Origin of the sequence: Bradyrhizobium sp. 164, assembly GCF_023073715.1 — a bacterium.
In the GTDB taxonomy this organism is placed as follows: Bacteria; Pseudomonadota; Alphaproteobacteria; order Rhizobiales; family Xanthobacteraceae; genus Bradyrhizobium.
In genome coordinates this window covers 185036-209025 of the sequence record NZ_JADPKA010000097.1, presented here as the reverse complement: position 1 = coordinate 209025, position 23990 = coordinate 185036, and the positions used below count along the sequence as shown (strand labels likewise).

The 23990-nt window shown below is 63.6% G+C and carries 19 protein-coding genes and 2 pseudogenes; 13 read left to right on the top strand and 8 right to left on the bottom strand.

Features of this window, described 5'->3' with window-relative positions; genetic code table 11:
• Positions 1-126: 126 nt before the first annotated feature.
• The 6 genes and pseudogenes from IVB01_RS30840 (at position 127) to IVB01_RS30815 (ending at position 7237) form a co-directional block, all read left to right on the top strand.
• The gene (locus tag IVB01_RS30840; RefSeq protein ID WP_247279156.1) at positions 127-1281 is read left to right on the top strand and encodes an HlyD family secretion protein; all 1155 of its coding nucleotides are present in this window, start codon (positions 127-129) and stop codon (positions 1279-1281) included.
• Positions 1278-2896: pseudogene (locus IVB01_RS30835) on the top strand (DHA2 family efflux MFS transporter permease subunit). The gene IVB01_RS30840 and the pseudogene IVB01_RS30835 overlap by 4 nt, the downstream one beginning before the upstream one ends.
• 98 nt (positions 2897-2994) lie before the next feature.
• The gene (locus tag IVB01_RS30830) at positions 2995-3996 is read left to right on the top strand and encodes a nitronate monooxygenase family protein (protein WP_247279157.1); all 1002 of its coding nucleotides are present in this window, start codon (positions 2995-2997) and stop codon (positions 3994-3996) included.
• A gap of 104 nt (positions 3997-4100) precedes the next feature.
• Positions 4101-4520 carry a hypothetical protein gene (locus IVB01_RS30825; protein WP_247279158.1) on the top strand — a complete coding sequence of 140 codons (420 nt, stop codon included), beginning with the start codon at positions 4101-4103 and terminating at the stop codon, positions 4518-4520.
• 190 nt (positions 4521-4710) lie between these two features.
• Positions 4711-6285 carry an alkaline phosphatase D family protein gene (locus IVB01_RS30820; RefSeq protein WP_247279159.1) on the top strand — a complete coding sequence of 525 codons (1575 nt, stop codon included), beginning with the start codon at positions 4711-4713 and terminating at the stop codon, positions 6283-6285.
• A 133-nt stretch (positions 6286-6418) separates the two neighbouring features.
• Positions 6419-7237 (top strand): aldo/keto reductase, encoded by an 819-nt coding sequence (locus tag IVB01_RS30815; RefSeq protein WP_247279160.1) that lies wholly within the window; start codon positions 6419-6421, stop codon positions 7235-7237.
• Between the two features lie 67 nt (positions 7238-7304).
• On the opposite strand, the gene IVB01_RS30810 is transcribed toward IVB01_RS30815, so the two are convergent.
• The 4 genes from IVB01_RS30810 to IVB01_RS30795 all read right to left on the bottom strand — a co-directional run bounded on the left by IVB01_RS30810 (position 7305) and on the right by IVB01_RS30795 (position 10205).
• Positions 7305-7538 carry a hypothetical protein gene (locus tag IVB01_RS30810; protein WP_247279161.1) on the bottom strand — a complete coding sequence of 78 codons (234 nt, stop codon included), beginning with the start codon at positions 7536-7538 and terminating at the stop codon, positions 7305-7307.
• Positions 7539-7624: 86 nt separating this feature from the next.
• Positions 7625-8077 (bottom strand): hypothetical protein, encoded by a 453-nt coding sequence (locus IVB01_RS30805; protein WP_247279162.1) that lies wholly within the window; start codon positions 8075-8077, stop codon positions 7625-7627.
• A gap of 315 nt (positions 8078-8392) precedes the next feature.
• Positions 8393-9625: a PLP-dependent aminotransferase family protein gene (locus IVB01_RS30800; protein WP_247279163.1), complete on the bottom strand. Its 1233-nt coding sequence runs from the start codon at positions 9623-9625 to the stop codon at positions 8393-8395.
• 52 nt (positions 9626-9677) lie between these two features.
• Positions 9678-10205 (bottom strand): DUF3124 domain-containing protein, encoded by a 528-nt coding sequence (locus tag IVB01_RS30795; RefSeq protein ID WP_247279164.1) that lies wholly within the window; start codon positions 10203-10205, stop codon positions 9678-9680.
• A gap of 67 nt (positions 10206-10272) precedes the next feature.
• On the opposite strand from IVB01_RS30795, the gene IVB01_RS30790 reads away from it, so the two are divergent.
• The 5 genes and pseudogenes from IVB01_RS30790 to IVB01_RS30770 form a co-directional block, all read left to right on the top strand.
• A complete protein-coding gene (locus IVB01_RS30790; RefSeq protein ID WP_247279165.1) occupies positions 10273-12003 on the top strand; it encodes a cation:proton antiporter in 1731 nt (576 codons plus the stop codon).
• Positions 12004-12174: 171 nt separating this feature from the next.
• Positions 12175-13251 (top strand): 3,4-dihydroxy-2-butanone-4-phosphate synthase, encoded by a 1077-nt coding sequence (gene ribB / locus IVB01_RS30785; RefSeq protein WP_024340298.1) that lies wholly within the window; start codon positions 12175-12177, stop codon positions 13249-13251.
• Positions 13252-13440: 189 nt separating this feature from the next.
• The gene (locus IVB01_RS30780; protein WP_247279166.1) at positions 13441-14655 is read left to right on the top strand and encodes an acyl-CoA dehydrogenase; all 1215 of its coding nucleotides are present in this window, start codon (positions 13441-13443) and stop codon (positions 14653-14655) included.
• Between the two features lie 184 nt (positions 14656-14839).
• Positions 14840-15760, top strand: a complete 921-nt coding sequence (locus tag IVB01_RS30775; RefSeq protein WP_247279167.1) for an MBL fold metallo-hydrolase — start codon at positions 14840-14842, stop codon at positions 15758-15760.
• 100 nt (positions 15761-15860) lie between these two features.
• A pseudogene (locus IVB01_RS30770) lies at positions 15861-16099 on the top strand (transposase); the annotation flags it as partial.
• A gap of 629 nt (positions 16100-16728) precedes the next feature.
• Here IVB01_RS30770 and IVB01_RS30765 read toward each other — a convergent pair.
• The 3 genes from IVB01_RS30765 to IVB01_RS30755 all read right to left on the bottom strand — a co-directional run bounded on the left by IVB01_RS30765 (position 16729) and on the right by IVB01_RS30755 (position 20686).
• Positions 16729-17832, bottom strand: coding sequence for a hypothetical protein (locus IVB01_RS30765; protein ID WP_247279168.1), 1104 nt, complete (start codon positions 17830-17832; stop codon positions 16729-16731).
• Between the two features lie 167 nt (positions 17833-17999).
• On the bottom strand, positions 18000-18854 hold the full coding sequence (locus IVB01_RS30760; RefSeq protein ID WP_247279169.1) for a DUF1499 domain-containing protein: 855 nt from the start codon (positions 18852-18854) through the stop codon (positions 18000-18002).
• A 203-nt stretch (positions 18855-19057) separates the two neighbouring features.
• On the bottom strand, positions 19058-20686 hold the full coding sequence (locus IVB01_RS30755) for a fatty-acid--CoA ligase (RefSeq protein WP_247279170.1): 1629 nt from the start codon (positions 20684-20686) through the stop codon (positions 19058-19060).
• Between the two features lie 65 nt (positions 20687-20751).
• Between IVB01_RS30755 and IVB01_RS30750 the strand changes: the two genes are divergently transcribed.
• A complete protein-coding gene (locus tag IVB01_RS30750) occupies positions 20752-21834 on the top strand; it encodes an extensin family protein (RefSeq protein ID WP_247279171.1) in 1083 nt (360 codons plus the stop codon).
• A 35-nt stretch (positions 21835-21869) separates the two neighbouring features.
• Here the strand turns inward: IVB01_RS30750 and IVB01_RS30745 are convergent, their stop codons facing one another.
• On the bottom strand, positions 21870-22556 hold the full coding sequence (locus IVB01_RS30745; protein ID WP_247279172.1) for a L,D-transpeptidase: 687 nt from the start codon (positions 22554-22556) through the stop codon (positions 21870-21872).
• A 341-nt stretch (positions 22557-22897) separates the two neighbouring features.
• On the opposite strand from IVB01_RS30745, the gene IVB01_RS30740 reads away from it, so the two are divergent.
• Positions 22898-23875 carry a magnesium transporter CorA family protein gene (locus IVB01_RS30740; protein ID WP_247450140.1) on the top strand — a complete coding sequence of 326 codons (978 nt, stop codon included), beginning with the start codon at positions 22898-22900 and terminating at the stop codon, positions 23873-23875.
• Positions 23876-23990: the final 115 nt, after the last annotated feature.

Below are 23990 nucleotides of genomic sequence, written 5' to 3'. Positions count from 1 at the left end.
GCATTCACGAATGACAGCGGTGCTCCAGCAAGTCGGAACCATGCTTCGGCGCTGCGGTTGGGCTGCCGGCGCGCAAGCTTGGCTCAATTGGCTTGCGGCCGGTAGTCCCGACAAAAGGTGGTCAGCGTGGATGCTCAAACCCGGGAGCGTCGGCCGTCCGCGGAGCAGCCGCAGCGGACGAAAGAAGCTCCGAGAACGAATCCTGATCGATCCCGCGACGTCAAAGAGCAGTCGGGCGAACCGGCGCCGCCGTTGCGCCCGAGGCTTCGCCAGCATTGGCTGTTAGCAACTGTCGGCGCCATCGTGCTGATCGCGGCGCTCGTCGGCGGTCTGCTCTGCTGGCTTGAGGTCCGCCATTACGAGTCCACCGACGACGCTTTCGTCGCCTCGCGCAGTTTTTCGGTGGCTTCGAAGGTCGGCGGTTACGTGACCGACATCCCGGTCACAGACAACCAGCACGTCAATGCCGGCGACCTTCTCGCCAAGCTCGACGAGCGCGACTATCGCATCGCCATCGATCAAACCAATGCGCAGGTCGCGGCGGCCAAAGCGAACATCGCCAATGTCGGGGCGCAAATCGACTCCCAGCAGGAGCAGATCAAGCAGGCCCAGGCGCAGCTCGAACAGGCTCAGGCGCAACTCCAGTTCTCGCAGGAAGAATTCGCGCGCGCCCAGGATCTGGCCGAAAAGGGAGCCGGAACCGTGCAGCGCCAGCAACAGACCCGTTCCGACCTTCAGGCGCAGCAGGCCAACACCGAGCGCGCCAAGACCGCGGTGACGGCCGCGCAACTGAGCATCAAATCGCTACAAGCGCAGCTCGAAGGCGCCAAGGCGCAGCTCGGGCAATCGCAGGCGCAGCTCGATCAGGCCAAGCTGAACCTGCAATATACCAGCGTCGTTGCGGCGCAGTCCGGTCGCGTCGTCAAGCTCTCCGGCGCGAAGGGCACATTCGTCACCGCCGGGCAGAGCCTGATGATGTTCGTGCCCGACCAGGTGTGGATCGTGGCCAACTATAAAGAGACCCAGCTCAACGACATGCGGCCGGGCCAGCCGGTAGAGATACGCATCGATGCCTATCCCGGCCGCAAGCTGACCGGCCACGTCGATTCGGTGCAACCGGGTTCGGGCACCGCGTTCAGCCTGCTGCCGGCGGAGAATGCCACCGGCAACTACGTCAAGGTGGTGCAGCGTGTGCCGGTAAAGATCGTGGTCGACAACTGGCCGCCCGATCTGCCGGTCGGACCGGGCATGTCGGTCGTGCCCTGGACCAGGGTGCGATGACGGACGTCGCGCAAGGCGGCGCGGCCGCCGGCGGTTGGTCGCCGGAGCGGTCGGCGGCGGGCGGGCACAATCCCTATCTGATCGCCTTCGTGGTCTCGATCGCGACCTTCATGGAGGTGCTCGACACCACCATCGCCAACGTCGCATTGCGCCACATTGCCGGCGGGCTCGCGGTCGGCATCGACGAGAGCACCTACGTCATCACCAGCTATCTCGTCGCCAACGCCATCGTGCTGTCGATCTCGGGCTGGCTGTCGACCGTGATCGGCCGCAAGCGCTTCTACATGATGTGCGTCGCGACGTTCTCGATCGCGTCGCTCCTGTGCGGCTTCGCCTGGAATTTGCAATCGCTGTACTGTTCCGGATCTTGCAAGGCCTTGGTGGCGGCGGCATGGCGACCAGCGAGCAGGCGATCCTCGCCGATTCCTTCCCACCGCATAAGCGTGGTCAGGCCTTTGCCATCTACGGCGTCGCCGTCGTGGTCGCGCCAGTGATCGGGCCGACGCTCGGCGGCTGGATTACCGATACGTATACTTGGCACTGGGTGTTCCTGATCAACGTTCCCATGGGATTGCTGTCGTTGTTCCTGGTCGGCACGCTGGTCAAAGAGCCGTCGGGCGCAGAGGAGGAGAGGGAGAAGCTGCTCAGCAAGGGTCTGCGTGTCGACTATGTCGGTTTCGCCCTCGTCGCGATCGGGCTCGGCTCGCTCGAATTCGTGCTCGACGAAGGCCAACGCAATGACTGGTTCGGATCGAACATGATCGTCGTCTTCGCGGTGCTCGCGACTGTCTCGCTGCTCTCGCTCATTCCCTGGGAGCTGACGCGGGAGCAGCCCATCGTCGACCTTCGCCTGCTTGGCCGGCGTCAGTTCGCCGCCTGCTTCCTCGTCATGCTCGGCACCGGCGCGGTGCTGATCTCGACGACGCAGCTCCTGCCGCAGCTGCTCCAGACCGAGCTGAACTACACCGCGATGCTGGCCGGTCTCGCGTTGTCGCCCGGTGGCGTCGCGACGCTGGTGCTGATGCCGGTGGTCGGCCGCCTCGTCGGCATCGTGCAGCCGAAATATCTCATCATGTGTGGTGCCGCCATCGTCGCGTTCTCGATGTGGCATCTCACCGGGCTGACCGGCGACATCACCTACGGCTACGCTGCGCTGTCGCGCATCTTCCTTGCGCTCGGTCTCCCCTTCCTGTTCCTGCCGGTGACGACCGCCTCCTATGACGGCATCCCGCCGGACAGGACCAACCAGGCCTCGGCGCTGATCAATGTCGCCCGCAATATCGGCGGCTCCATGGGTGTCGCGCTGGCGCAGACCATTCTGGCGCAGCGCCAGCAATTCCACCAGAGCCGCCTGATCGAGCATGCCGCGCCGTCCGATCTCGGCTACCAGCAGACCATCGACGCCATGACGCGTTACTTCCAAGCGCAGGGCTCCAATGCAAGCGATGCCGCGTCGCAGGCGGTCGCATGGGTCGGCAAAACCTTGCAGCAGCAGATCGACCTCCTCGCCTATATCGACGTGTTCTGGACGCTTGCCATTGTCGCCCTGCTGATGATCCCCACCGCAGCCGTGCTCCGCAGGATCGATTTGCGCGCGCCGGCGCGGGGGCACTGACGGGCTCTCCGCCCCGTTCAGAGAGAAAGGGTGACCGCGGCACGAGACTGCGGCTAGACTGAACCTGACATCAAGCAAAGCCCTGGGAGGAAACTGACGTGAAGACCGCGATCACCGAACTGTTCGGCATCGAGCACCCGATCATCCAGGGCGGCATGCATTTCGTCGGCTTTGCCGAGCTGGCCGCCGCCGTCTCCAATGCCGGCGGGCTCGGCATCATCACCGGGCTCACGCAGAAGACGCCCGAGCTGCTGGCCAAGGAGATCGCGCGCTGCCGCGACATGACGGACAAGCCGTTCGGTGTGAATCTCACCTTCCTGCCGACCTTCTCGGCGCCGCCTTATCCGGAATACATCGCGGCCATCGTCGAAGGTGGCATCAAAGCAGTGGAGACCGCGGGCCGCAGCCCGGAAGCATACATGCCGGCGCTGAAGGCGGCCGGCATCAAGGTCATCCACAAATGCACCTCGGTGCGCCACTCCCTGAAGGCGGAGCGGATCGGCTGCGACGCCGTCAGCGTCGACGGCTTTGAATGCGGCGGCCATCCCGGCGAGGACGACATTCCCAACATGATCCTGCTGCCGCGCGCGGCGGAAGAGTTGAAGATTCCCTTCGTCGCCTCTGGCGGCATGGCCGACGGGCGCAGCCTGGTCGCGGCGTTATCACTCGGCGCAGCCGGCATGAACATGGGCACGCGCTTCATCGCCACCAAGGAAGCGCCGGTGCATCAGAACGTCAAGAACGCGCTGGTCGCCGCCACCGAACTCGACACCCGCCTGATCATGCGGGCGCTGCGCAATACCGAGCGCGTCCTGAAGAACGCCAATGTCGATCGCCTGCTCGAGATCGAGCGCGAGAAGGGCACCAAGCTCACCATCGACGACATTCACGACCAGGTCGCGGGTGTCTATCCCAGGATCATGCTGGATGGTCAGATGGACGCGGGCGCCTGGAGCTGCGGCATGGTCGCAGGCCTCATCCACGACATTCCCTCCTGCAAGGAGCTCGTCGACCGCATCATGAGTGAGGCGGAAACCATCATCCGCAGCCGCCTGATGGGGTTCCTGGATGGGACGGAGACGACGCGAAAAGTCGCCTGACTCCGCCAAACTTCTTAACCACGGCGGCAATTGGCCGCTGGAATTGCGCGTGGCGCCTCCTAAATAGGGCTAAATTACCCCTTCATCAATTTCAGGAGGTGCTCGTGGTCCTGAAAAGCGTTCCCTTTGCAATTGCCGTGGCGCTCGTGCTCGCAGGGGCGGACCTCGCGCATGCTGACGGCTACAAGCCTGACGAATATCTGGGTCTCGATCTGTCCAAGGCCGTACTGTCGCCGAAGCGGCTTGGCCCGGAGACGCAGTTCGCGCCGGTCGCTTTGGAGGCACGCGGCGGCAACGAGGCGCAGGCGCGCGCCGAGCCGATGGACGTGCCGAAGAAGGTTGCCGCCGAACGCGTGCACGTGGCCGAGCCCAAGGTCGGGCATGCCCGGAGCGCCCAGCCGCGCGGTACGGCGCGCACCAAACTCTCACATCGCCACGGCAATCCGCTGGACGCGCAGGCAAGGGACACGCGCATCCAGACCTGGCCGTGCCGCTCCGGCGGCATCTGCAACTGGAAGCGTTAGCCGCAGCGCTGCTGCCTCTTCACCTCGCCTCCGCAAGCGGGCGAGGAAGCGCATCTGCACCGTGGTTACGCTTGCCAGTCGAAACCGTCATGCGCGCGTCGCAAAATCGTAGGCGCGAAGTCAAGAAACCGTCAGGATAGAGTCAAGGAGCGCAGGCACCTTTCGTTGCGATTCGACGAAGGTTTCCTGAATGGCAACGCTCCGCGCCGCGCGGGCCTGGACCCGGCGGCAATTTTTGGTCCATTCAACCTCCAGTCTCGCCGTCGCCTCGCTTGGGACGCTCGCAAAGCCGCATCTCAGTCGCGCTGCCGACCGTCCGCAGATCACGAGCGGCATCCAGTCCGGCGATGTCTCTGGCGGCTCCGCCGTGATCTGGGCGCGCGCCGACCGAGCGGCGCGGATGCAGGTGGAGTGCTCGACCCTCGAGAGCTTCAAGGCGATCGTCGCGTTGGCCTCCGGCGATGCGCTGCCCGAGGCCGATTTCACCTCAAAACTGCTGCTGAAGGATCTGCCTCCCGGGCAGGACATCTTCTATCGCGTCCGCTTCGACGACATCGCGACCGGGATTGCCGGCGAAAGCCGCGTCGGCCATTTTCGCACCGCGCCGGCCGCGGGCCAGTCGATCTCGTTCCTGTGGTCCGGCGACACCGCGGGGCAGGGCTGGGGCATCGACGTCTCGCGTGGCGGATATCGCAGCTATCGCACCATGCTCGACAACCGCCCGGATTTCTTCATCCACTCCGGCGACCACATCTATGCGGACTGCACCATTCCTGCCGAACAAAACCTGCCGAACGGCGAAATTTGGCGCAACATCGTCACCGAGGAAAAATCCGAGGTCGCGCACACGCTGGCGCAGTTCCGCGGCAATTACAAATACAACCACCTCGACGAACACTTTCGCGCCTTCCATGCCGAGGTGCCGATGTTCGCGCAGTGGGACGATCACGAGGTCACCAACGACTGGTCGCCGACCGGCAGCTACGACGCCGCCGGTTACGAGCACGACGGCACGCCGCTCTTGGTCGCGCGCGCCCGCCGCGCGTTCTTCGATTTCATGCCGATCCGCGACGTTGGCGCGCGGCAGGGTCGGGTCTGTCGCAAGATCGCTTACGGCCCGCTGCTCGACGTTTTCATGATCGACATGCGGAGTTATCGCGATGGCACCTGGAATAAGGGAAGCGACCATCGCGGCTGGATCCTCGGCACCGAGCAGCTCGCCTGGTTGAAGCGCGAGCTCGCTGCCTCACGCGCGATCTGGAAGGTGATTGCGGCCGATTTGCCGATCGGCCTGATCAGCCTGGACGCCGTTGCGCTCGGCAGTGGGCCGCCCGACCGGCGTGAGCACGAGATCGCCAATCTGCTGGCGTTCATCAAGCGCGCCGGAATCCGCAACATCGTCTGGCTCACTGCCGATATGCACTACACCGCCGCGCACTACTACGATCCTAACAAGGCGCAATTCCAGGACTTCGATCCGTTCTGGGAGTTCGTCTCCGGCCCGCTGCATGCCGGCACCTGGGGCCCGGGCGAACTCGATGACACCTTTGGTCCGGTCGCAATGTACCAGCACGGCTGTAGCGCTGCGCAGGGCGAGAATCTGGCGCCGTGCTTCGGCTTGCAGTTCTTCGGCCGGGTCGACATCGACGGCCGCAGCGGTGTGATGAGAGTGACCTTGAAGGACGTCGAGAATCGCGATCTCTGGTCAGTCGATATCCAGCCGCAGCAGCAGCCACGACCGGCCGTCGTGGCGCAGCATTCGTAGGCCATTAACTCGATCTTGATTGGCCGCCCGGCGTCTCCCGCGCTATGGTCGCTACTCCCGCCACTTCCTTTCCATCAGCGAAGAGTCTGTCACCGCGCGTCTGGCGCGATGAACTACGTCAGGAGTCTGTTTCATGCACCATCTGCAGACACAGGGCATCAGCATGCCCAAGCTCGGCCTCGGCACCTTCCGCATGCAGGGCGATGCCTGCCGCGCCGCGGTCGAGAGCGCGCTGTCGATTGGCTATCGCCACATCGACACCGCCGAGATGTACGCCAATGAGGAGTCGATCGGTTCGGCCATCGCCGCTTCCCGCCTGCCGCGCGGCGAACTGCACGTCACCACAAAAGTCTGGCACGAGAATCTGGTACCGGAGGCGATCCGTCGCGCTTTCGACGCCAGCCTGAAGAAGCTCAGGCTCGACCATGTCGACCTCTATCTCGTGCACTGGCCGTCGAAATTCGCCAATTGGGGCGCGGTGTTCGAGACCCTGATGAAGCTCAAGGAGGAGGGGCGGACGCGGGCGATCGGCGTTGCGAACTTTACCACCGCGCTGCTCAAGATTGCCGTCGAGGACATCAAGGCGCCAATCGCCTGCAACCAGGTCGAATATCACGCCATGCTCGATCAATCGAAGGTGCTGACCTATCTCAATGCCAGGAGCATCCCGCTGGTCGCCTATTGCCCGCTGGCGCAGGGGCGCTTCGCAATGGATCCGGTGCTGAGCGAGATCGGCGTTAAGCACAACGCGACCGCGGCTCAAGTGGCGCTGAAATGGTTGCTCGATCAAGACGGCGTCGTGGCGATCCCGAAGGCGTCGCGGCGCGAGAGCCAGCAGGCCAATCTCGATGCCCTGAAGATCACGCTCGATGATGCCGACCGCGACAAGATCGCCGCACTGCCGAAGGACAGGCGCTGCGTCAATCCCGGCTTCGCGCCGGCGTGGGATTAGCCCTGGAGTGCTTTCGAACGCGCAGAAAATGGCCCCGCCAGGGGCCATCTCCATGCTGCGTTGCGCTTTAGTCCCAGTGATGGTGGCGATGACTGCGCTTGATGACGACGACCTTGTCGCCGCGATGGTGCCAGCCGCGATGCCAGCCATGGTCACGATGCATGCCGTATTCGGCGTGGGCAGCGTACGGGCCGTGATGATGATGACCGCGCTTGATCACCACCGTCTCGGCGCTCGCCAGCGTCGGCGCTGCGATCACGATCGCGCCGAGAGCTGCAACCACATAACCAAGCTTCTTCATGATGTCCTCCTCCAATCGAATGCACATCTAAACCGTGCATGCACGCGAACGTTCCGGAGGAACGGCGGGAGAATTCTGAACGCCTGTTAATCGCAGCGTTGCTGTGCCGGTGTTGGCGCGCCGGTCGCGACGTATTTGCCGTCTCTGATCGTGTACTCGCCGCGCTCGCTGCGATTGTAGGTCGCGCGCAGGCTGCCATCCTTCTGCAAGAGGAGTCCGAATTCGCGCGTCTGATGGAGCGAGGGGAAGAACATCATCACACCGAGCAGGCCTTCGGCATCGACCGTGGCGGAGACGACCTCGCTCTCGTCCTTGGCTTCGCCGAAGTTGCGCCGGTACATCACCCGGCCGTCCTTCCTGATCTCGTAAGTCAATAGCGCGCCCTTGTCGCGGTCGGGCCGAGCCGCGCAGTCGACGGCCCAAGAGCCGAGCAGGCCCCATTGTTCGACCCTTACCGCAAGCGTCTCGGCACGCGCCGCGGACACGAGTGCGACCCACGGCAGCGCAGCCGCGATCCAGCGGCTCAAGCAACGCGTCATGTCCTGGCAAGCCCTCCGCCTCGTAGAATTCCAAAGAAGAGCATCCCTCACGGCCGCCCACGCTGGCTGCCGATCGCGCGCGAATCGGATCCGGGTCAATGAGGCCGGCCGTTTCCGGGTAGCATGCACTTTCCGAAGGCGAACGTGGATAGACCAATGCTGAATCAAGTCGTCAATCTTGCGGGGCGAAGGGATTTTCGAGCGCTACGTCGCCCAGATCGAGGCCGGTAAGGGCAGCGTCTCGGTCTTCCTCTTGCTGCCTCTTGCTGCGGCTAGCCTCCGCATCCGCGGCAGCCAGCCCCAGGTGGCTCGGTATCAGGCCCTCTTCTCGACGTTGGCACTGCGGGCCGGTACGCCAAATTCCTTGCGGCAAACCTCGGCCAGTACGGCGACGCCCTCACGGATCTGCTGATGCGTGGGGCTCGCAAAGCAGAGCCTCAGTCGCGAGCTGGAATGGTTCTTGTTGGTCGACCATTCCGGCCCCGGATTGATCGAGACGCCGGCGGCAAGCGCGGCTTGATACAGTTTGAGCGTATCGACCTGGTCGGGCAGTTTCACCCAGAGGAAGATGCCGCCCTTGGGCTCCTCGAACTCGGCCGCCGTCCCGAACTGCTCGTTGAGGGCCTCCATCAACGTATCGAGCTTGGTGCGCAACGCTTTCGTCAGTGCCGGCACATGGCTCGCGAAATGCGGCTTGCAATAGGTCGCGAGCACCATCTGCTCCAGCGCGCCCGAGCCGGCATCGGTCTTCAGCGCCAGCATCCGCGACATCACATCCCAGGGCGCTACGACGAAGCCGACGCGCAGCGCCGGCGCGATCGATTTCGAGAACGAGCCGATATGGATCACGCCGCCGTTTCGGCTCATGGCATGGATCGCCGGCGGCCGCTGCCCGGACCAGACGAGGTCGGCATAGCAATCGTCTTCGAAGATCGGCACGCCGTATTCGGATGACAGGCGCAGCAGCTCGGCGCGTCGGCTCTCCGGCATGATACTGCCGGTCGGGTTCTGCACGGTCGGAATCGTGTAGATGTATTTCGGCCGGATGCCGCGGCTCTTCAGATCGGCGAGCGTGGAGGCCAGCACGTCCATGCGCATGCCGTCCTTGTCGAGGGGGATGCCCACCACGTTCACGCCGAGCCGCGCCAGGCGGGTCAGCGAGCCCTGATAGCTCTCCTGCTCGAAAATGACGGTGTCGCCGCGCGCTAGCAGCGTGGCGTTGACGAGATCGAGCGCCTGAAGCGAGCCGGAGACGATCAGGAGGTCGTCGACCGTGCAGGTGATGCCGGCATCGCGCTTGAGCTTTGTCACCAGGAATTCGCGCAAGGGCAAATACCCCTGAGGTCCATGCGCCAGCCCATAGGTGGCGAGCGAGCGGCCCTCGCGCTGTAGTGCCAGGTTTGTCGCCTCGATCAGGCCCTCGAGCGGCACCTGTTCGGAGTCGTTGTTGCCGCCGACGAAGCTGTATTTGGCAAGGCCCGTCCAGCGCGCGGAGGGGGCAGGCAGCCCCGCGGGAAACAGGGGTGCGAAGTCGAAGCTGGACGTCATGGGCGTTCCTCGTCTTGTTCTTGTTGGGCGGCCGGCGTTGCACCGGCCTGTCTTACTTCTTGCCGGCCGTCCGGGTCGGACGTCCCTGGCTGATGAAAGCGTAATGCGCATTGGCGACGCCGCCAACCATCAAGGCTTCGACCACGGGCTCGGCGATCTCGCTTGTTGCGGCCCAGTCGACGAGAAAATTGGCTCCGGTCCCGCCGCGTACGTCGTCGGTCGGAATGAAGATCGAGACGGTGGCGAGCGGTCTCAAGGCGACCGGCGCCTTCAGATAGCTCTCGACCTGCTTGCCTGCGGTGTCGAAATAGGCGATGCGTTTGACCACCAGCGGCTGGGTCTCGGAGGCGTTGTGCACGCTCAGCGTCACCGAGAAGTCGACACGCAGCTTGCCCTGGCTCATCGCGACGCTGGAATAGGCGGGCACGTAGAACCCGCCGGATACGGCGAGTTCGTCCTTCGGCAGCGCGGTGAGCGAATCGGCAAAGCTTTGTTCGATACTGATTTTCGATTGCGCGGCGGCGGGCACGGCATAGGCGAGGGGGCATAGCAGCATTGCTGCGAAGAGCCCTTCGCGCATGTGACGAATTGCTCGCTTGCCGCACCGCGACCCATCTCTAGGGTGCGGCAAAACGGACCAATTTGGCATGCACGAGCTCATTCGCGACATCACTCTCTGTATTCTGTTTGCCTGGATGCTGGGCCTGCTCGCCCATTTCTCCCGGCAGCCCCTGATCCTGGCCTACCTTATCGCCGGCTTCTGCATAGGTCCATTCGGCGCCGGCTGGGTCAAATCGCAGGAATCGATCAGCGTCATCTCGGAGCTCGGCCTGATCTTCATGCTGTTCATGATCGGGCTGGAGATCGACCTGAAGAAGATCGTGCGGGCGGGAAAGGTGATCCTGTTCGCGGCAGGCGGCCAGCTGCTCGGGGGCTGCCTGCTCGGGGTTCTGTTCTTCGTCGGCATTGGCTTGTCCCTCGGCGGCGGGCATTTCGATGCGGTCTATCTCTGCGTCGCTTGCGCGTTGTCGAGCACCGTCATCATCGTCAAGGTGCTCTACGAGAAGCGCGAGCTCGACACGCTGCCGGGCCGCATCACCCTCGGCGTGCTGGTGCTCCAGGATATCTTCGCCATCCTGTTCCTGGCGGTGCAGCCGAGCCTGGCTAATCTGCAAGTCAGCGTCATCCTGCTCTCGATCGGCCGCGTCGCGGTGCTGGTCGCTGCCGCGCTGTTGGTCAGCCGCTATGTGCTGCCGCGCCTGTTTCACCAGATCGCCCGGCGGCCCGAGCTGATCCTGCTCGGCGCGCTGGCCTGGTGCTTTCTTGTCGCCGAGATGGCGGAGCGGCTGTCGCTGTCGCGCGAGATGGGCGCCCTGATCGCCGGCGTCTCGCTTTCGACCTTTCCCTATGCGCTCGACGTCACGGCCAAGGTCACCACGCTTCGCGACTTCTTCATCACCCTGTTCTTCGTCGCACTCGGTATGACCATCCCCGTGCCCGGCCTCTCCGTGATCGGGCTCGCTTTGATGATCGCGGCGTTTACCGTGGTGAGCCGGCTCGTCACCACCTTTACCCCGCTTTATCTGATGAAACAGGGGCTGCGCGCCAGCCTGTTGCCGGCCCTCAACCTCGCCCAGATCTCCGAGTTCTCGCTGGTGGTGATCCAGACCGGCATCGCCGACCACCACATCGCAGCCGAGACGGCGAACGCGGCCTCCTTTGCCTTCGTGGTTCTGGCCGTGCTCTCGACCTTCGTGATGACGCGCAGTGACGAGATCACCCGCTGGATGATCGGGCCCCTGAAGCGGATTGGCCTGCGCGACCTCGATCATGGCAGTGGCCATGCCGAGGAGGCCCATGAGGGCGGGCACGGCGAGGCCCGCCGCATCGTCATTCTCGGCTTTTTTCGTGCGGCGAGCGCGCTGCTAGCCGAGATCGAGCGGCAGGCTCCGGTGCTGCTGGAGCAGATCACGGTGGTCGATTTCAACCCGAATGTGTACCAGACCCTGCTCTCGCGGGGGCTGCACGTGATCTATGGCGACATCAGCAATGTCGACACGCTCCTTCATGCCGGCATCGGCAAGTCGGAGATCATCATCCTCAGTGTGCCGGATTCGCTGCTGAAAGGCGCCACCAACGAGAAGCTGGTCCGCCACGTCCGCGCGCTCAACCCCACCGCCCTGATCGTGGCCACGGCCGACCTCCTGGCTGACGTCGGCGAGCTCTACGAGGCCGGCGCCAGCTATGTCACGGTGACCCGGCTCAGCGACGCCCACGAGCTGTTCACGGTGATCGAAGCCGCCCAGGCCGGCCTTCTGGCCGACAAGCGCGCCGAGCTCGATCAACGGCTCGGCGAGCGGCGCGAAGTGCTGCCCTGACCGGCCGGCCTTCCTCTCCGGCGCTCGCGGCCTATATCCTTGATATCTTCGCTGCAAGCCTGAATTACCCTGGCAGGCCTGCCGCCCGGCATATGTGGTTGCGCTGGGGAGACTAGCGCCCCGGGCCAAGTCCGGCTAAGCCTCCCGGCCATAACCGATAGAGATTGGGAAATGCCCGACAGCGTTCAAGAAGTCTTGCAGGCCTTTGCCCGAGGCGAGCTCGTCGTCGTCACCGATGATGAGGATCGCGAGGGCGAGGGCGATCTGATCGTCGCCGCCTCGCTCTGCACCGCCGAGAAGATGGCGTTCATCATCCGCCACACCTCCGGCATCGTCTGCGCGCCCGTGACCACCGAGGACGCGCGCCGTCTGCGGCTCGATCCGATGGTCGCCCACAACGATTCGGCGCACACCACCGCGTTCACGGTCTCGATCGACTACAAGCCCGATGGCGGCACCGGCATCTCGGCCGAGGAACGTGCCTCGTGCTGTCGCGCGCTGGCCAATCCCAATGTCGGCGCTAACGACTTCGCCCGGCCTGGCCACATCTTCCCGCTGATTGCCAAGGACGGCGGCGTGCTGCTGCGCTCCGGCCACACTGAAGCCGCGGTTGACCTCTGCAAGCTCTCCGGCCTGCCGCCGGTGGGTGTCATCAGCGAGCTCATGAACGACGACGGCAGCGTGATGAAGGGTGAGCAAGTCGCCCGCTTCGCCGCCGAGCACAAGCTCAAGCACGTCACCATCGCGGATATGATCGCCTACCGCCAGGCGCGCGAGAAGCTGATCGAGCGGGTCTCGACCTTCGTCACCGAGAGCCCGATCGGACCCTTGCAGGGCTATGCCTACCGCTCGCCGTTCGATTCCATCGCCCACGTCGCCTTCGTCTACAATGGCGTTGGCGACGGCAAGAACGTGCTGACGCGCTTCCACAAGCCGAACATCGTCAAGGACACTTTCACGGGGCATAAGCGCATGGCGGCAGTGCTCGAGCATTTCAAGAAATCCGGCCGTGGCGTGCTGGTTTACCTGCGCGACGGCGCAGCCGGTGTGCCCGTCGCGCCGCTGCCGGACGAGTCGTCCACGGAAGCCGACCGCAACCGCCAGTGGCGTGAGGTCGGCGTCGGCGCGCAGATCCTGCGCGATCTCGGCGTCACTTCGATCCGGCACCTCACGTCCTCGGTGCACGACTACAAAGGCCTGTCGGGCTTCGGCATCGAGATCGTCGCCAACGAGCAGCTCGAAAGCTGACACGCAGTGTCATTCCGGGATTGCGCTGAAAGCGCCAGATCCCGAATCTCGATGTCGTAGAAGCGAGGAGATTCCGGGTACGACGCTTCGCCTCGCATCGATCGAAACCAGGATGCAATTGCACTTGTTGCCGCGGCGCTTTAATTTGTCCGGCAATTTATGACGGAACCAGAATCGAAAGGACGTTTCATGAGCGCGCGCCCTCAGGCCAAGGACAAGCCGGCTGCGGCTTCTTTCCAGTGGGACGATCCGTTCCTGCTCGACGAGCAACTCACCGAAGACGAGCGCATGGTGCGCGACACCGCGCGCGCCTATGCTCAGGACAAGCTGCTGCCACGCGTCTCCGAGGCCTATCTCGAAGAGAAGACGGACCGCGAGATCTTCAACGAAATGGGTGAACTCGGCCTGATCGGCATCACCCTGCCGGAGGAATATGGCTGCGCCAATGCGAGCTACGTCGCCTATGGCCTCGTCGCGCGCGAGATCGAGCGGGTCGATTCCGGCTATCGCTCGATGAACTCGGTGCAGTCCTCGCTGGTGATGTACCCGATCTACGCCTATGGCGACGAGAACCAGCGCAAGAAATACCTGCCGAAGCTCGCCAGCGGCGAGTGGGTCGGCTGCTTCGGCCTGACCGAGCCCGACGCCGGCTCCGACCCCGCCGGCATGAAGACCCGTGCCGAGAAGGTTTCGGACGGCTATCGCCTCACCGGCAGCAAGATGTGGATCTCGAACGCGCCGATCGCCGATGTATTCGTGGTGTGGGCCAAGTCGGCGGCGCACGACAACCAGATCCGCGGCTTCGTGCTGGAGAAGGGCATGAAGGGCCTCTCCGCGCCGAAGATCGGCGGCAAGCTGTCGCTTCGCGCCTCAATTACCGGCGAGGTCGTGATGGACGGGGTCGTGGTTCCCGAGGACGCGCTGCTGCCCAACGTCTCCGGCCTGAAGGGCCCGTTCGGCTGTCTCAACCGCGCCCGTTACGGCATCTCCTGGGGTGCGCTAGGCGCCGCCGAAGACTGCATGCACCGCGCCCGCCAGTACACGCTCGACCGCAAGCAGTTCGGCAAGCCGCTTGCCGCGACCCAGCTGGTGCAGAAGAAGCTCGCCGACATGGAGACCGAGATCGCGCTCGGCCTTCAGGGCTCGCTTCGCGTCGGCCGCCTGATGGACGAGGGCAAGTTCGCGCCCGAGATGATCTCGATCATGAAGCGCAACAATTGCGGCAAGGCGCTCGACATCGCCCGCACCGCCCGCGACATGCACGGCGGCAACGGCATCTCGATCGAGTACCACGTGATGCGCCACGTCCAGAACCTCGAGACGGTCAACACCTACGAGGGTACCCACGACGTCCACGCCCTGATCCTCGGCCGCGCGATCACGGGCATTCAGGCGTTTTTCTAGCCACGTCTTCCGTGGCTATTATCTTGCTCAGCTGTCATCGCCCGCCTTGTGCGCAGTTGCGCACTGGGGCGGGCAAACCAGTATTCCAGAGACCGCGCCTTTCGCCACAGACGCCGCGGCGTACTGGATACCCCACCTTCGCGGGGTTATGACGGCGAGGGTTCGGCAGTGCACAGGAAGTCCCATGTCCGACAATGACGACGTCCCGTTCAACCGCAACTTTCCGCTGACGCCCGGAATCGTCGAGGAGGTCCGCCCCGGGGTGCGGCGCGTGCTCTGTAACAATCCGAGCCCGTTCACCTTCACCGGCACCGTCAGCTACATCGTGGGCAAGGGCAACGTCGCCATCATCGACCCCGGCCCGGACGACGAGGCACATGCTGCGGCGCTGCTGGAGGCCGTGCGCGGCGAGACGGTGAGCCATATCTTCGTCACCCACACCCACCGCGATCACTCGCCGAACACCGCGCGGATCAAGCAGGTAACGAGCGCGCCCGTTTATGCCGAAGGCCCGCACCGTGCCTCGCGCCCGCGCTTCGAGAGCGAGAAGCACACTCCGGAATCTGGCGCCGATCGCGATTTCACGCCTGATGTCAGGATCGCCCATGGCGACGTCGTCGAAGGCGCCGGTTGGCGGCTCGAGGCGGTGGCGACGCCCGGCCACACCGCAAACCATCTCGCCTTTGCCTGGCCCGAGCGGAAATTCAACTTCGTCGGCGATCACGTCATGGGATGGTCGACATCGATCGTGGCGCCGCCCGACGGCTCGATGATCGACTATATGGACTCGCTGGACCGTCTCGCGTCCCGCGAGGAGGATCTCTACTTCTCCGGCCACGGCCCGGAGATTCCGGACGGCCCGCGCTTCGTGCGCTTCCTGATCCGTCATCGCAAGGCGCGCGAGGCCTCGATCCTGCATCGCCTCGCCAAGGGCGAGACCGACATCCCGACCATGGTGCGTGCGATCTATATCGGGATCGACCCCAGGCTGACGACCGCCGCCGGCTACTCCGTGCTGGCGCACCTGGAGGACCTGGTCGCGCGGGGCGTGGTTGCGACGGACGGCGATCCCGTGATCGGCGGCACGTACCGGATGGCGAGCTAGACTGGCCTCGTCAACCGGGACGATGCGCAGCATCGACCCCGGCATTTCGCGCCACGAGCACTACACCTGCAAGTACTTTGCCGAAGCCGATGGCCTCGACCATTCGACCGTCATCCACAGTAAGGACGAATGTGCGCAGGGAGGCCGACAAGATCATCTCGACCAACACGGTTGAGGGCTACTACAGCATCTTCAAGCGCGCATGAAGGGCGTCTATCAAGCACCTGCACCGCTATCTGGCGGAGGTTCGACTTCCGCTACTCCAACCGCTCGGCAATCGGCGTTGAGGACGGAGAACGTGCAGACCTTGCCGTCAAGGGCGCGGCTGGCAAGCGTCTGAAGTCAATCTCATTGAGCCGGATCGGACGCGCGCTGACCGTCGCCTACTGCGCAAGCGCGCTGCCAAACGAAAGCCTAGCGGGCCTTCTTAGTCTTTGTCTTCTTGGTTTTCTGCACTTTTTTGTTTTTCTTTCAATGACTTAGGAGGGCTTTTGAGCGCGCCGCGAAGTGCAACTTCGAAGCGTTGCTGAGCTTCTGCCTCGAATGTGTCGTATCGGTTCGTTTGCTCATTCGCCTTAACTCAACCGCATAACGAAAACGGGATTCTTGCATGTCCGCCAATGATTTAGTAGAACGGGCGCGACGCGATACCGGGGTGAGACCAGTACCGCGCCGCGCCTACTCTATGGTGGTTGCATTGCTCCCACCTCCTTTAAGTCCCTCAGGGTTCTCCGTGGCTCCCCCTGAGGTTAGTTGCTGAACGGGCTTCGCAACCCATCCTGCCACCCTCGCGGTGGCTGCCCCCTGCAACGGTGCACACGGCCCAAAGCAAGAGGGTGTGGAGGACAGACCGGATTTGATACCGGCATCAACTTGGCGGCCTACTTTGAAGAGGGGGCCCTACGAAAACCAAGCCGTGTTTCTTACACCACTGTCCATCTCATGCGGCGGGCTTAGGCCCGCCGTTTCTATCTTGCATGTCGCCGCTCCTTTTCTTCGGAGTCGTCGCCGTCCTTGGCGCGGGTGCGGCCATCCATATTCTTGACCGTGGGCGGCACGCCACAAGCATTCGCGACCTTTCGCCACCACCGACGAAACTCAACCGGCGTCCACGGCAGCCCGTCCCATTCCGAGCGCACAATCGCTCCAACACTCGGCAGCTTATTGCGAGCGGGTTTGCTTGCGTCGAGGCCAAACTGGATTCGAAGCTCATCAACGATCATCGGGAAATCGAGAAGATTGATCTCGGCGTCGCCCAGCCAACTCGGGCTTGAATGATGCAGCACCAAGTTCTCGTCGATTTCATTCCAGCGAATACCGCGCATCCATTTCAGCGCGCCCGACGTGATGTCGGACATGCCCGGTTCTGAGACGGGCACCCATTCCCCAATTATGTCCTTCTGCAGAAGGCGGGAGCTGGACTGAAAGGCCTGTGCAAGTGCAATCGACGGTCGGCCCATCTTTCGCGCCATAGCCCGGATGTCGTGGGCCTGCTGCTCCGTCAGGCGCTCAGTACGGGCCGGGGGCGGCTTGTATTTCAGTTTGCATAAGATGCCAAACAGGCGTTCGCAGTTGCTGTCCTTAAGCACCTCTGTGCCGAAGCCAAACAGGTTGCGAACCATGCCGATCTTAGCGTGAGCAATGGCAAGAGTGCCGCCCTTGCTCCAATCCGTGTGCCAGTCGATGAAGTGCACCTGCTGAATGCCAGCCAAACGCTCATCCCCATGATCCCTAGTGATCATGCTGAGCAGCGCGTCATAGTGCTTGCGCGACGCATGGGTGAGATTTTTGTAGGGAGAGTCGGGGTGCGACTTATACAGATCGATTAGGGCCAACATTGTTGCCGGGCCATCCGGTGTCGCGGGGGTCGAAGTGAGAACCCCCAAGGCAGGAGCCCCAATACTCGGTGAGGGAAGGTGCAGTCCTGATACCGCCAAGTTGTATTTCGCCGCGATCCGGGCGAGGTCTTCCATGTCCCGTTCCACGGCAGCGGCCTCGGCCAAGAGCCGCGCTCTCCGCTCTGCCATCGTCTCGTAGATGTTGGGGCCGGGCTCGCCGGGCTTGTCGCTCATGATTCGACCTGTTCCGTGGGTCCTTCTACCCGTGGAATGGCCCCATCGCAATGTAAATCGTGAGTTAGAGCGAACTAACTGTAGGGTCTGTGATGTCAATTATGTAAATCGCCATCTCAAGATCCCGGGTTCGTCGCTTTCCGGCGCGCCGGGATAACGCTAGCGCGTCACTTCTTCACCGTCTTCGCCGGCGTCTTTGGCGGCGCGACCGGGGCCTTCTTCACCGGCTTGAGCGCATCGGCATCGGCGGCGGTGTTGAGATCATCAATGAATTTCTTGACGCGGGCAGCGTTACTGCCAAGGTCGCTCTCGAAATAACGCGAGGCGGAGCGGATATCGACACGCGAATCATCGCCATCAGGCACGACCCGTATCGAGACGTCCTCGCGGAACCCCATGATCGGCGTGCGCGCGACTGCCTCGATGCGGCCGATACGGCGCGGCGGCTGCGGCGCGCGCTCGTCGATGACGAGCCATTTGCGCTTATTGACGAGCTGACGCGCGATCGCATAGGCGCGGTCCACCGGGATCTCCAGCTCGATCGGCTCGATATCGGGATAAAACTGGCGCTGCTGCTCGGCCGAATAGAGACCGGCATAGACCGCGGTGTTGGTGCCATCGCCGGTGCGTACGGGCGCCAGCGCGTCGAAGCGCGGCGGGTCGATTGGGTTGGTGGTGATGTCGTGGATCGCCGGCAGCTTGCGGTATTGCAGGCCGAGATAGGCCGGATAGGCGAGGATCGCGCCGTCGATCAGGAAAGCGAGCAGGATGCGCGCCATGCCGCGCGAGCCGTTCTGCCAGATCGCGGCAAAGCCGGCGAGCCCGAACAGGATCGAGAGGACGGCGATCGCGAGCCCGCCGAAGAAGGCCATCAGCGCGGGCTTCATCTCCAGGAAGTCGAAGCGGACGATGATGATCGAGACCACCACCGCCACCACCGCGAACACGGCCAGATTACGCGCCCAGCTTGCGAGGCTGGACACGGGCTCCGACTGATAGGGAGCTGAAAACCTGCGGGCCATCGGGTGAGCTCTGCCGGGGTTTTAAGGCGATGCCGGCCGGATCTGGCGCGACGATGCGCCGTTGAGACCATGGCCCGGGGGCAAATTCAAGGGAGACCGGACTGTTACGGCCCGTCATTCCGGGGCGATGCGGAGCATCGAACCCGGAATCTCCAGATTCCGGGTCGGCTCCTTGAGCCGCCCGGACCGACGCGCGTGATGTCCTACGCCGCCGCGTTCGGGAAGCGGTAATCCTTGAATTGGTCGCGCAACGCCGTCTTGAGGATCTTGCCCGTCGCGGTATGCGGGATGCCGTCGACGAAGGCGACGTCGTCGGGCATCCACCATTTGGCGATCTTGCCGTCCATGAACTTCAGGATGTCCTCGCGCGTGGCCTGCTGGCCGTGCTTGAGCTGCACGATCAGGAGCGGCCGCTCGTCCCATTTCGGGTGGAACACGCCGATCACTGCGGCTTCGGCCACGGCCGGATGGCCGACCGCGAGGTTTTCGAGCTCGATCGAGGAGATCCATTCGCCGCCGGACTTGATCACGTCCTTAGAGCGGTCGGTGATGCGCATGTAGCCGTCCTCGTCGATGGTCGAGACGTCGCCGGTGTCGAAGAAGCCGTCCTCGTCGAGGATGTTGGCGTCGACCCGGTAATAGGCCTTGGCAACGGCCGGGCCGGCGACCTTCAGGCGGCCGAAGGTCTTGCCGTCCCAGGGCAGTTCCCTGCCGGCATCGTCGGTGATCTTCATCTGCACCCCAAATGGCGCGTAGCCCTGCATTTGGAGCACGTCGAGCCGCGCCTCGCCGGTCGCGTTCTGGAAGGGCGGCTTCAGCGCCGCGACGCTGCCGATCGGGCTCATCTCGGTCATGCCCCAGGCGTGGCGGACGTTCGAGCCCATGTCGAGGAAGGCCTTGATCATCGAGCGCGGCATCGCCGAGCCGCCGCAGATCACCGTCTTCAGGTCCGGCAGCTTCAGGTTGTTGGCGCTCATGTGCTGGAGCAGCATCAGCCACACAGTGGGCACGCCCGCCGTGTGCGTCACCTTCTCGGTCGAGAGCAGCTCGTAGACGGAGGCACCGTCGAGCTTGGCGCCGGGCATCACCAGCTTGGTGCCCTGCGAGGGCGCGGAGAAGGCGATGCCCCAGCTGTTGGCGTGGAACAGCGGCACCACCGGCAGCATCGTCTCGGACGCGCTGGTGCCGAGCGCGTCGACATTGTTGGCCATCAGCGCGTGCAGCACGTTGGAGCGATGCGAATACAGCACACCCTTCGGGTCGCCCGTCGTGCCCGACGTGTAGCACATCGCGGCTGCCGTGTTCTCGTCAAAGTCCTTCCATTTGAATTTGCCGTCGGCCTGCGCAATCCAGTCCTCGTAGGCGACCACATTCTTCAGCGTGGTTTCCGGCATATGCGCGTTGTCGGTGAGCACGACGTAGCGTTCCACGCTGGGAAGTTTGTCGGCGATCTTCTCCAGGATCGGAACGAAGGTGATGTCGGTCACCACGATGCGGTCCTGCGCATGGTTGATGATCCAGGCGATCTGCTCGGGGAAAAGGCGAGGATTGACGGTATGGCAGATGGCGCCGATTCCCATGATGCCGTACCACACCTCGAGATGGCGCCAGGTGTTCCAGGCGATCGTGGCGACGCGGTCACCGAGCTTGATGCCGTCGCGCTCCAGCATCTGCGAGACCTTGAGCGCGCGCTTGTGGATTTGGGCGTAGTTGGTGCGATGGATCGGTCCTTCGACCGAGCGCGTCACCACCTCTTGCTTGCCATGAATCCTGGCAGCGTGTTCGATGATCCGGTGGCAGAGCAGGGGCCAATCTTGCATCAAACCGAGCATTCTGACGTTCCTCCGAGAAGTCGCTGGGCGCGTTATCGCTCTCAGCGTTGGGCCAAAGAATTGTCATGAGTTTTAGCCTGCCGGACTTTCGCCGCAAATGGTCTTGTCGCGGCTATATGTCCGCCGGCGCAGCAATGGTTACCGCTGCGATCGGGCTGTCGCTTGTGCTCGCCGAGAGGGCAGAGGCGCGGAAATATCCTGCGCCGCTGGATATCTTCGGCCTTGGTACGCCACGGCCGCGCGCAGCCGCTCGTCCCGCCAAGATTCCATTGCCGCGACGCCGCCCTGAGGAGGCCCCGAAGGCAGCCGACGAGGGGGCGTCGGAGCCGGAAGACAAGGCCTCTGCCGACAAGCCAAGCGCCGACAAGCCGGCCGAAGCTGCGCCGCCGCCCGAGAAGCAGGCCTCGGCCTGCCGGCTAGCGCTGACCGAGGAGATCGCGGTCGCGCCCTCCATTCCGGATATCCGCGGCCCCGGCGCCTGCGGCGGCGAGGATCTGGTGCGGTTGGAAGCCATCGTGCTGCCGGACAAGCGCAAGGTGGCGGTCAAGCCGGCGGCGATCCTCCGTTGCACCATGGCGTCGGCAGTGGCCGATTGGGTGCGCAAGGACATGGCGCCACTGGCCGCGAGCCTCGGCTCTGCCATCAGCGACCTCGACAATTTCGACAGCTTCGAGTGCCGCGGCCGTAACCGCGTCGTCGGCGCGATGCTGTCCGAGCACGGCAAGGCCAATGCGCTCGACGTCCGCGCGATCAAGCTCGCCAACGGGCAGTCGATCGGCCTCACCGACCGGACCATGTCGCGCGAGGTGCGCGAGCGCGTGCTGCAGTCCGTATGCGCGCGCTTTTCCACCGTGCTCGGCCCGGGCTCGGACTGGTACCACGAGGACCACATCCATCTCGATTTGGCGCAGCGGCGCAATGACTATCGGATCTGCCAGTGGAACGTCTGGGATCCCTTGCCGCAAGTCGCCCCGCTGCTGCCGGCGGAACGTCCCGAGGAGGCGCCGCCGCGCGAGGTCGCGGCCAAGCCCGAAGCGAACGAGGACGCGGGCGACGGGGCGGAGAAACCCGGTGCGCCCGCGGACAAACCGACGGCTGCTGGCAACAAAGCCCGCTCGCACAAGCCGGCAACAAAAAAACGCCGGTGAAACCGGCGCTTTTGAATGTCAGAGATCGAAGCCGATCAGTAGCTGCCAGCCTGGCCAGTTTGGCTGCTGCCGAGCGCCAGCCGCGAATTATACGGCGAGTCGCCATGCTTCGGCTCGAGGACCACGACGATGGTGCCGACCTTGACGCGGTTGTAGAGATCGATCGCGTCCTCATTGGTCAGGCGGATGCAGCCCGATGAAATCGAGGCGCCGATATATTCCGGCTGGTTGGTGCCGTGGATGCGGAACAGCGTGTCCTTGCCGCCCGAATAGAGATACATGGCGCGGGAGCCCATCGGATTGTCCGGACCCGGCGCGACATAGGTCGGCACGCCCAGGCGCGAAATCTCGCCCGGGGTCGGATGCCAGGCCGGCCACTCGGTCATGCTGCCGACCTTGGCGATGCCCGACCAAGCCATGGCCTCTTCACCGACGGTGATGCCGTAGCGGATCGCCTTGCCGCCCTCCAGCACGTAGTAGAGGTAGTGATTGTCGGAATCGACCACGATCGAGCCCGGCGATTCCTTACGGTGATACTCGACAATGGCGCGGCGGAACGGCTCTGCAACCGGGGTGTTCTCGTATTTGACCTTGGCGAGGAGTTCCTTGTCCTTCGGTTTGAAGGCCTTGGTGTCCGTCGCCTCGAAATGCGTGGCCTGCATGCAGCCCGACAGCATCAGGCCAACGGCCAAAATCCCAAATTTTACTTTCAGCGACGACATGGTTTGGTTCCAATCAAAACAATACCGTGCGGAAGGCCTGAGCTTGGCGCCCAAATTCCTCGACTCCGCTAATCCCATTATGGTTGAAATCTGCCACAATTCCAGCACAGAAGCCCTTATCCCGCGCTGCAAGAGCCAAGCTGTGGCTTTTCTGCCGCAAGTTTTACGGTGCTGTGTGAGTTTTGCGGCAAAGGCCGCCGGGACTGTCGATTCCGTGCCACAGTTGAGCCACGGCCCCGCCCCACATACCAACGCTCCGTTAATCCGACTGTCATCGTGAACTTGTCAGAATCGCGCTAAGGGCGTGGCTGTCATTCTGTCGCAGGTTCTCTGGAGTTGTCATGTTTTCGGTGTTTGTTCCCTCCGAGGCCTCCCTCAAGAAGGCCGTCATCGAGGATCTCACTGCGCTGCCGGAGAGCGCGGTCTGGATCGACCTCGTCAACCCGAGTGCGGCCGAGGACAAGGCGGTGGAGCGGCTGGCGGGCATCGCGATCCCGACCCGCGAAGACATGCAGGAGATCGAGATCTCCAGCCGGCTCTATATCGAGAACGGCGCGCGCTACATGACCGCGACGCTGATGTGCCACTCCGATACCGACATGCCCCGGACCACGGCAGTGACCTTCATCCTCGGCGACCACCGCTTGGTGACGGTGCGCTATGACTTGCCGAAGCCGTTCGCCCTGGTCGAGGCCAAGCTCGCCCGCTCCTGCACGCCGGCGATCACCGGCGAGATGGTGCTGATGGAACTCCTGGACGCGGTGATCGACCGCTGCGCCGACATTCTGGAGCGCTGCGGCGCCGAGATCGACCAGGTCTCGCACGACATCTTCGAGCCCGAGAGCGAGCGCCACGGCCAGGCCAAGCGATATTCCCAGATCCTGATCTCGATCGGCCGCAAGGGCGATCTGACCTCGAAGGTTCGCGAGAGCCTGGTGTCGATCGGCCGCGTCGTGACCTTCTTGTCCGCAGTGGTCGAAGGCGTGAAATGGTCGAAGGACATGCGCGAGCAGCTCAAGACCATGCAGCGCGACGTGGCCTCGCTGACCGATCACGCATCCTATCTCTCCAACAAGATCACTTTCGTGCTCGACGCCATGCTCGGCGTCGTCAATCTCGAGCAGAACAACATCATCAAGCTGTTCTCGGTCATGGCCGTCGTCCTGATGCCGCCGACGCTGATCGCCTCGATCTACGGCATGAATTTCAAGATCATGCCGGAACTCGAATGGGTCCACGGCTATCCGATGGCGCTGGTGATGATGTTGATCGCGGCGATCGTCCCGTACTGGATCTTCAAGTGGAAGAAGTGGCTGTAGGAGCATGATCCGGACCCGGAGGGCCGCGTTAGCGCAAACTGTGCGGCGGTTTTCCCTCGCGACAAACGCGAACGCGTTTGCGCGGAGATCATGCTCAAGCAAAGATCCCTACTGA

Excerpts from the sequence above, each read along its gene's own strand:
- IVB01_RS30795 (WP_247279164.1), bottom strand. The coding sequence starts at position 10,205 with ATGCGCGAAGGGCTCTTCGCAGCAATGCTGCTATGCCCCCTCGCCTAT.
- IVB01_RS30815 (WP_247279160.1), top strand. The coding sequence starts at position 6,419 with ATGCACCATCTGCAGACACAGGGCATCAGCATGCCCAAGCTCGGCCTC.
- IVB01_RS30820 (WP_247279159.1), top strand. The coding sequence starts at position 4,711 with ATGGCAACGCTCCGCGCCGCGCGGGCCTGGACCCGGCGGCAATTTTTG.
- IVB01_RS30765 (WP_247279168.1), bottom strand. The coding sequence starts at position 17,832 with ATGAGCGACAAGCCCGGCGAGCCCGGCCCCAACATCTACGAGACGATG.
- IVB01_RS30755 (WP_247279170.1), bottom strand. The coding sequence starts at position 20,686 with ATGCTCGGTTTGATGCAAGATTGGCCCCTGCTCTGCCACCGGATCATC.
- IVB01_RS30810 (WP_247279161.1), bottom strand. The coding sequence starts at position 7,538 with ATGAAGAAGCTTGGTTATGTGGTTGCAGCTCTCGGCGCGATCGTGATC.
- IVB01_RS30745 (WP_247279172.1), bottom strand. The coding sequence starts at position 22,556 with ATGTCGTCGCTGAAAGTAAAATTTGGGATTTTGGCCGTTGGCCTGATG.
- IVB01_RS30775 (WP_247279167.1), top strand. The coding sequence starts at position 14,840 with ATGTCCGACAATGACGACGTCCCGTTCAACCGCAACTTTCCGCTGACG.
- IVB01_RS30790 (WP_247279165.1), top strand. The coding sequence starts at position 10,273 with ATGCACGAGCTCATTCGCGACATCACTCTCTGTATTCTGTTTGCCTGG.
- IVB01_RS30760 (WP_247279169.1), bottom strand. The coding sequence starts at position 18,854 with ATGGCCCGCAGGTTTTCAGCTCCCTATCAGTCGGAGCCCGTGTCCAGC.
- IVB01_RS30800 (WP_247279163.1), bottom strand. The coding sequence starts at position 9,625 with ATGACGTCCAGCTTCGACTTCGCACCCCTGTTTCCCGCGGGGCTGCCT.
- IVB01_RS30780 (WP_247279166.1), top strand. The coding sequence starts at position 13,441 with ATGAGCGCGCGCCCTCAGGCCAAGGACAAGCCGGCTGCGGCTTCTTTC.
- IVB01_RS30750 (WP_247279171.1), top strand. The coding sequence starts at position 20,752 with ATGAGTTTTAGCCTGCCGGACTTTCGCCGCAAATGGTCTTGTCGCGGC.
- ribB (WP_024340298.1), top strand. The coding sequence starts at position 12,175 with ATGCCCGACAGCGTTCAAGAAGTCTTGCAGGCCTTTGCCCGAGGCGAG.
- IVB01_RS30805 (WP_247279162.1), bottom strand. The coding sequence starts at position 8,077 with ATGACGCGTTGCTTGAGCCGCTGGATCGCGGCTGCGCTGCCGTGGGTC.
- IVB01_RS30740 (WP_247450140.1), top strand. The coding sequence starts at position 22,898 with ATGTTTTCGGTGTTTGTTCCCTCCGAGGCCTCCCTCAAGAAGGCCGTC.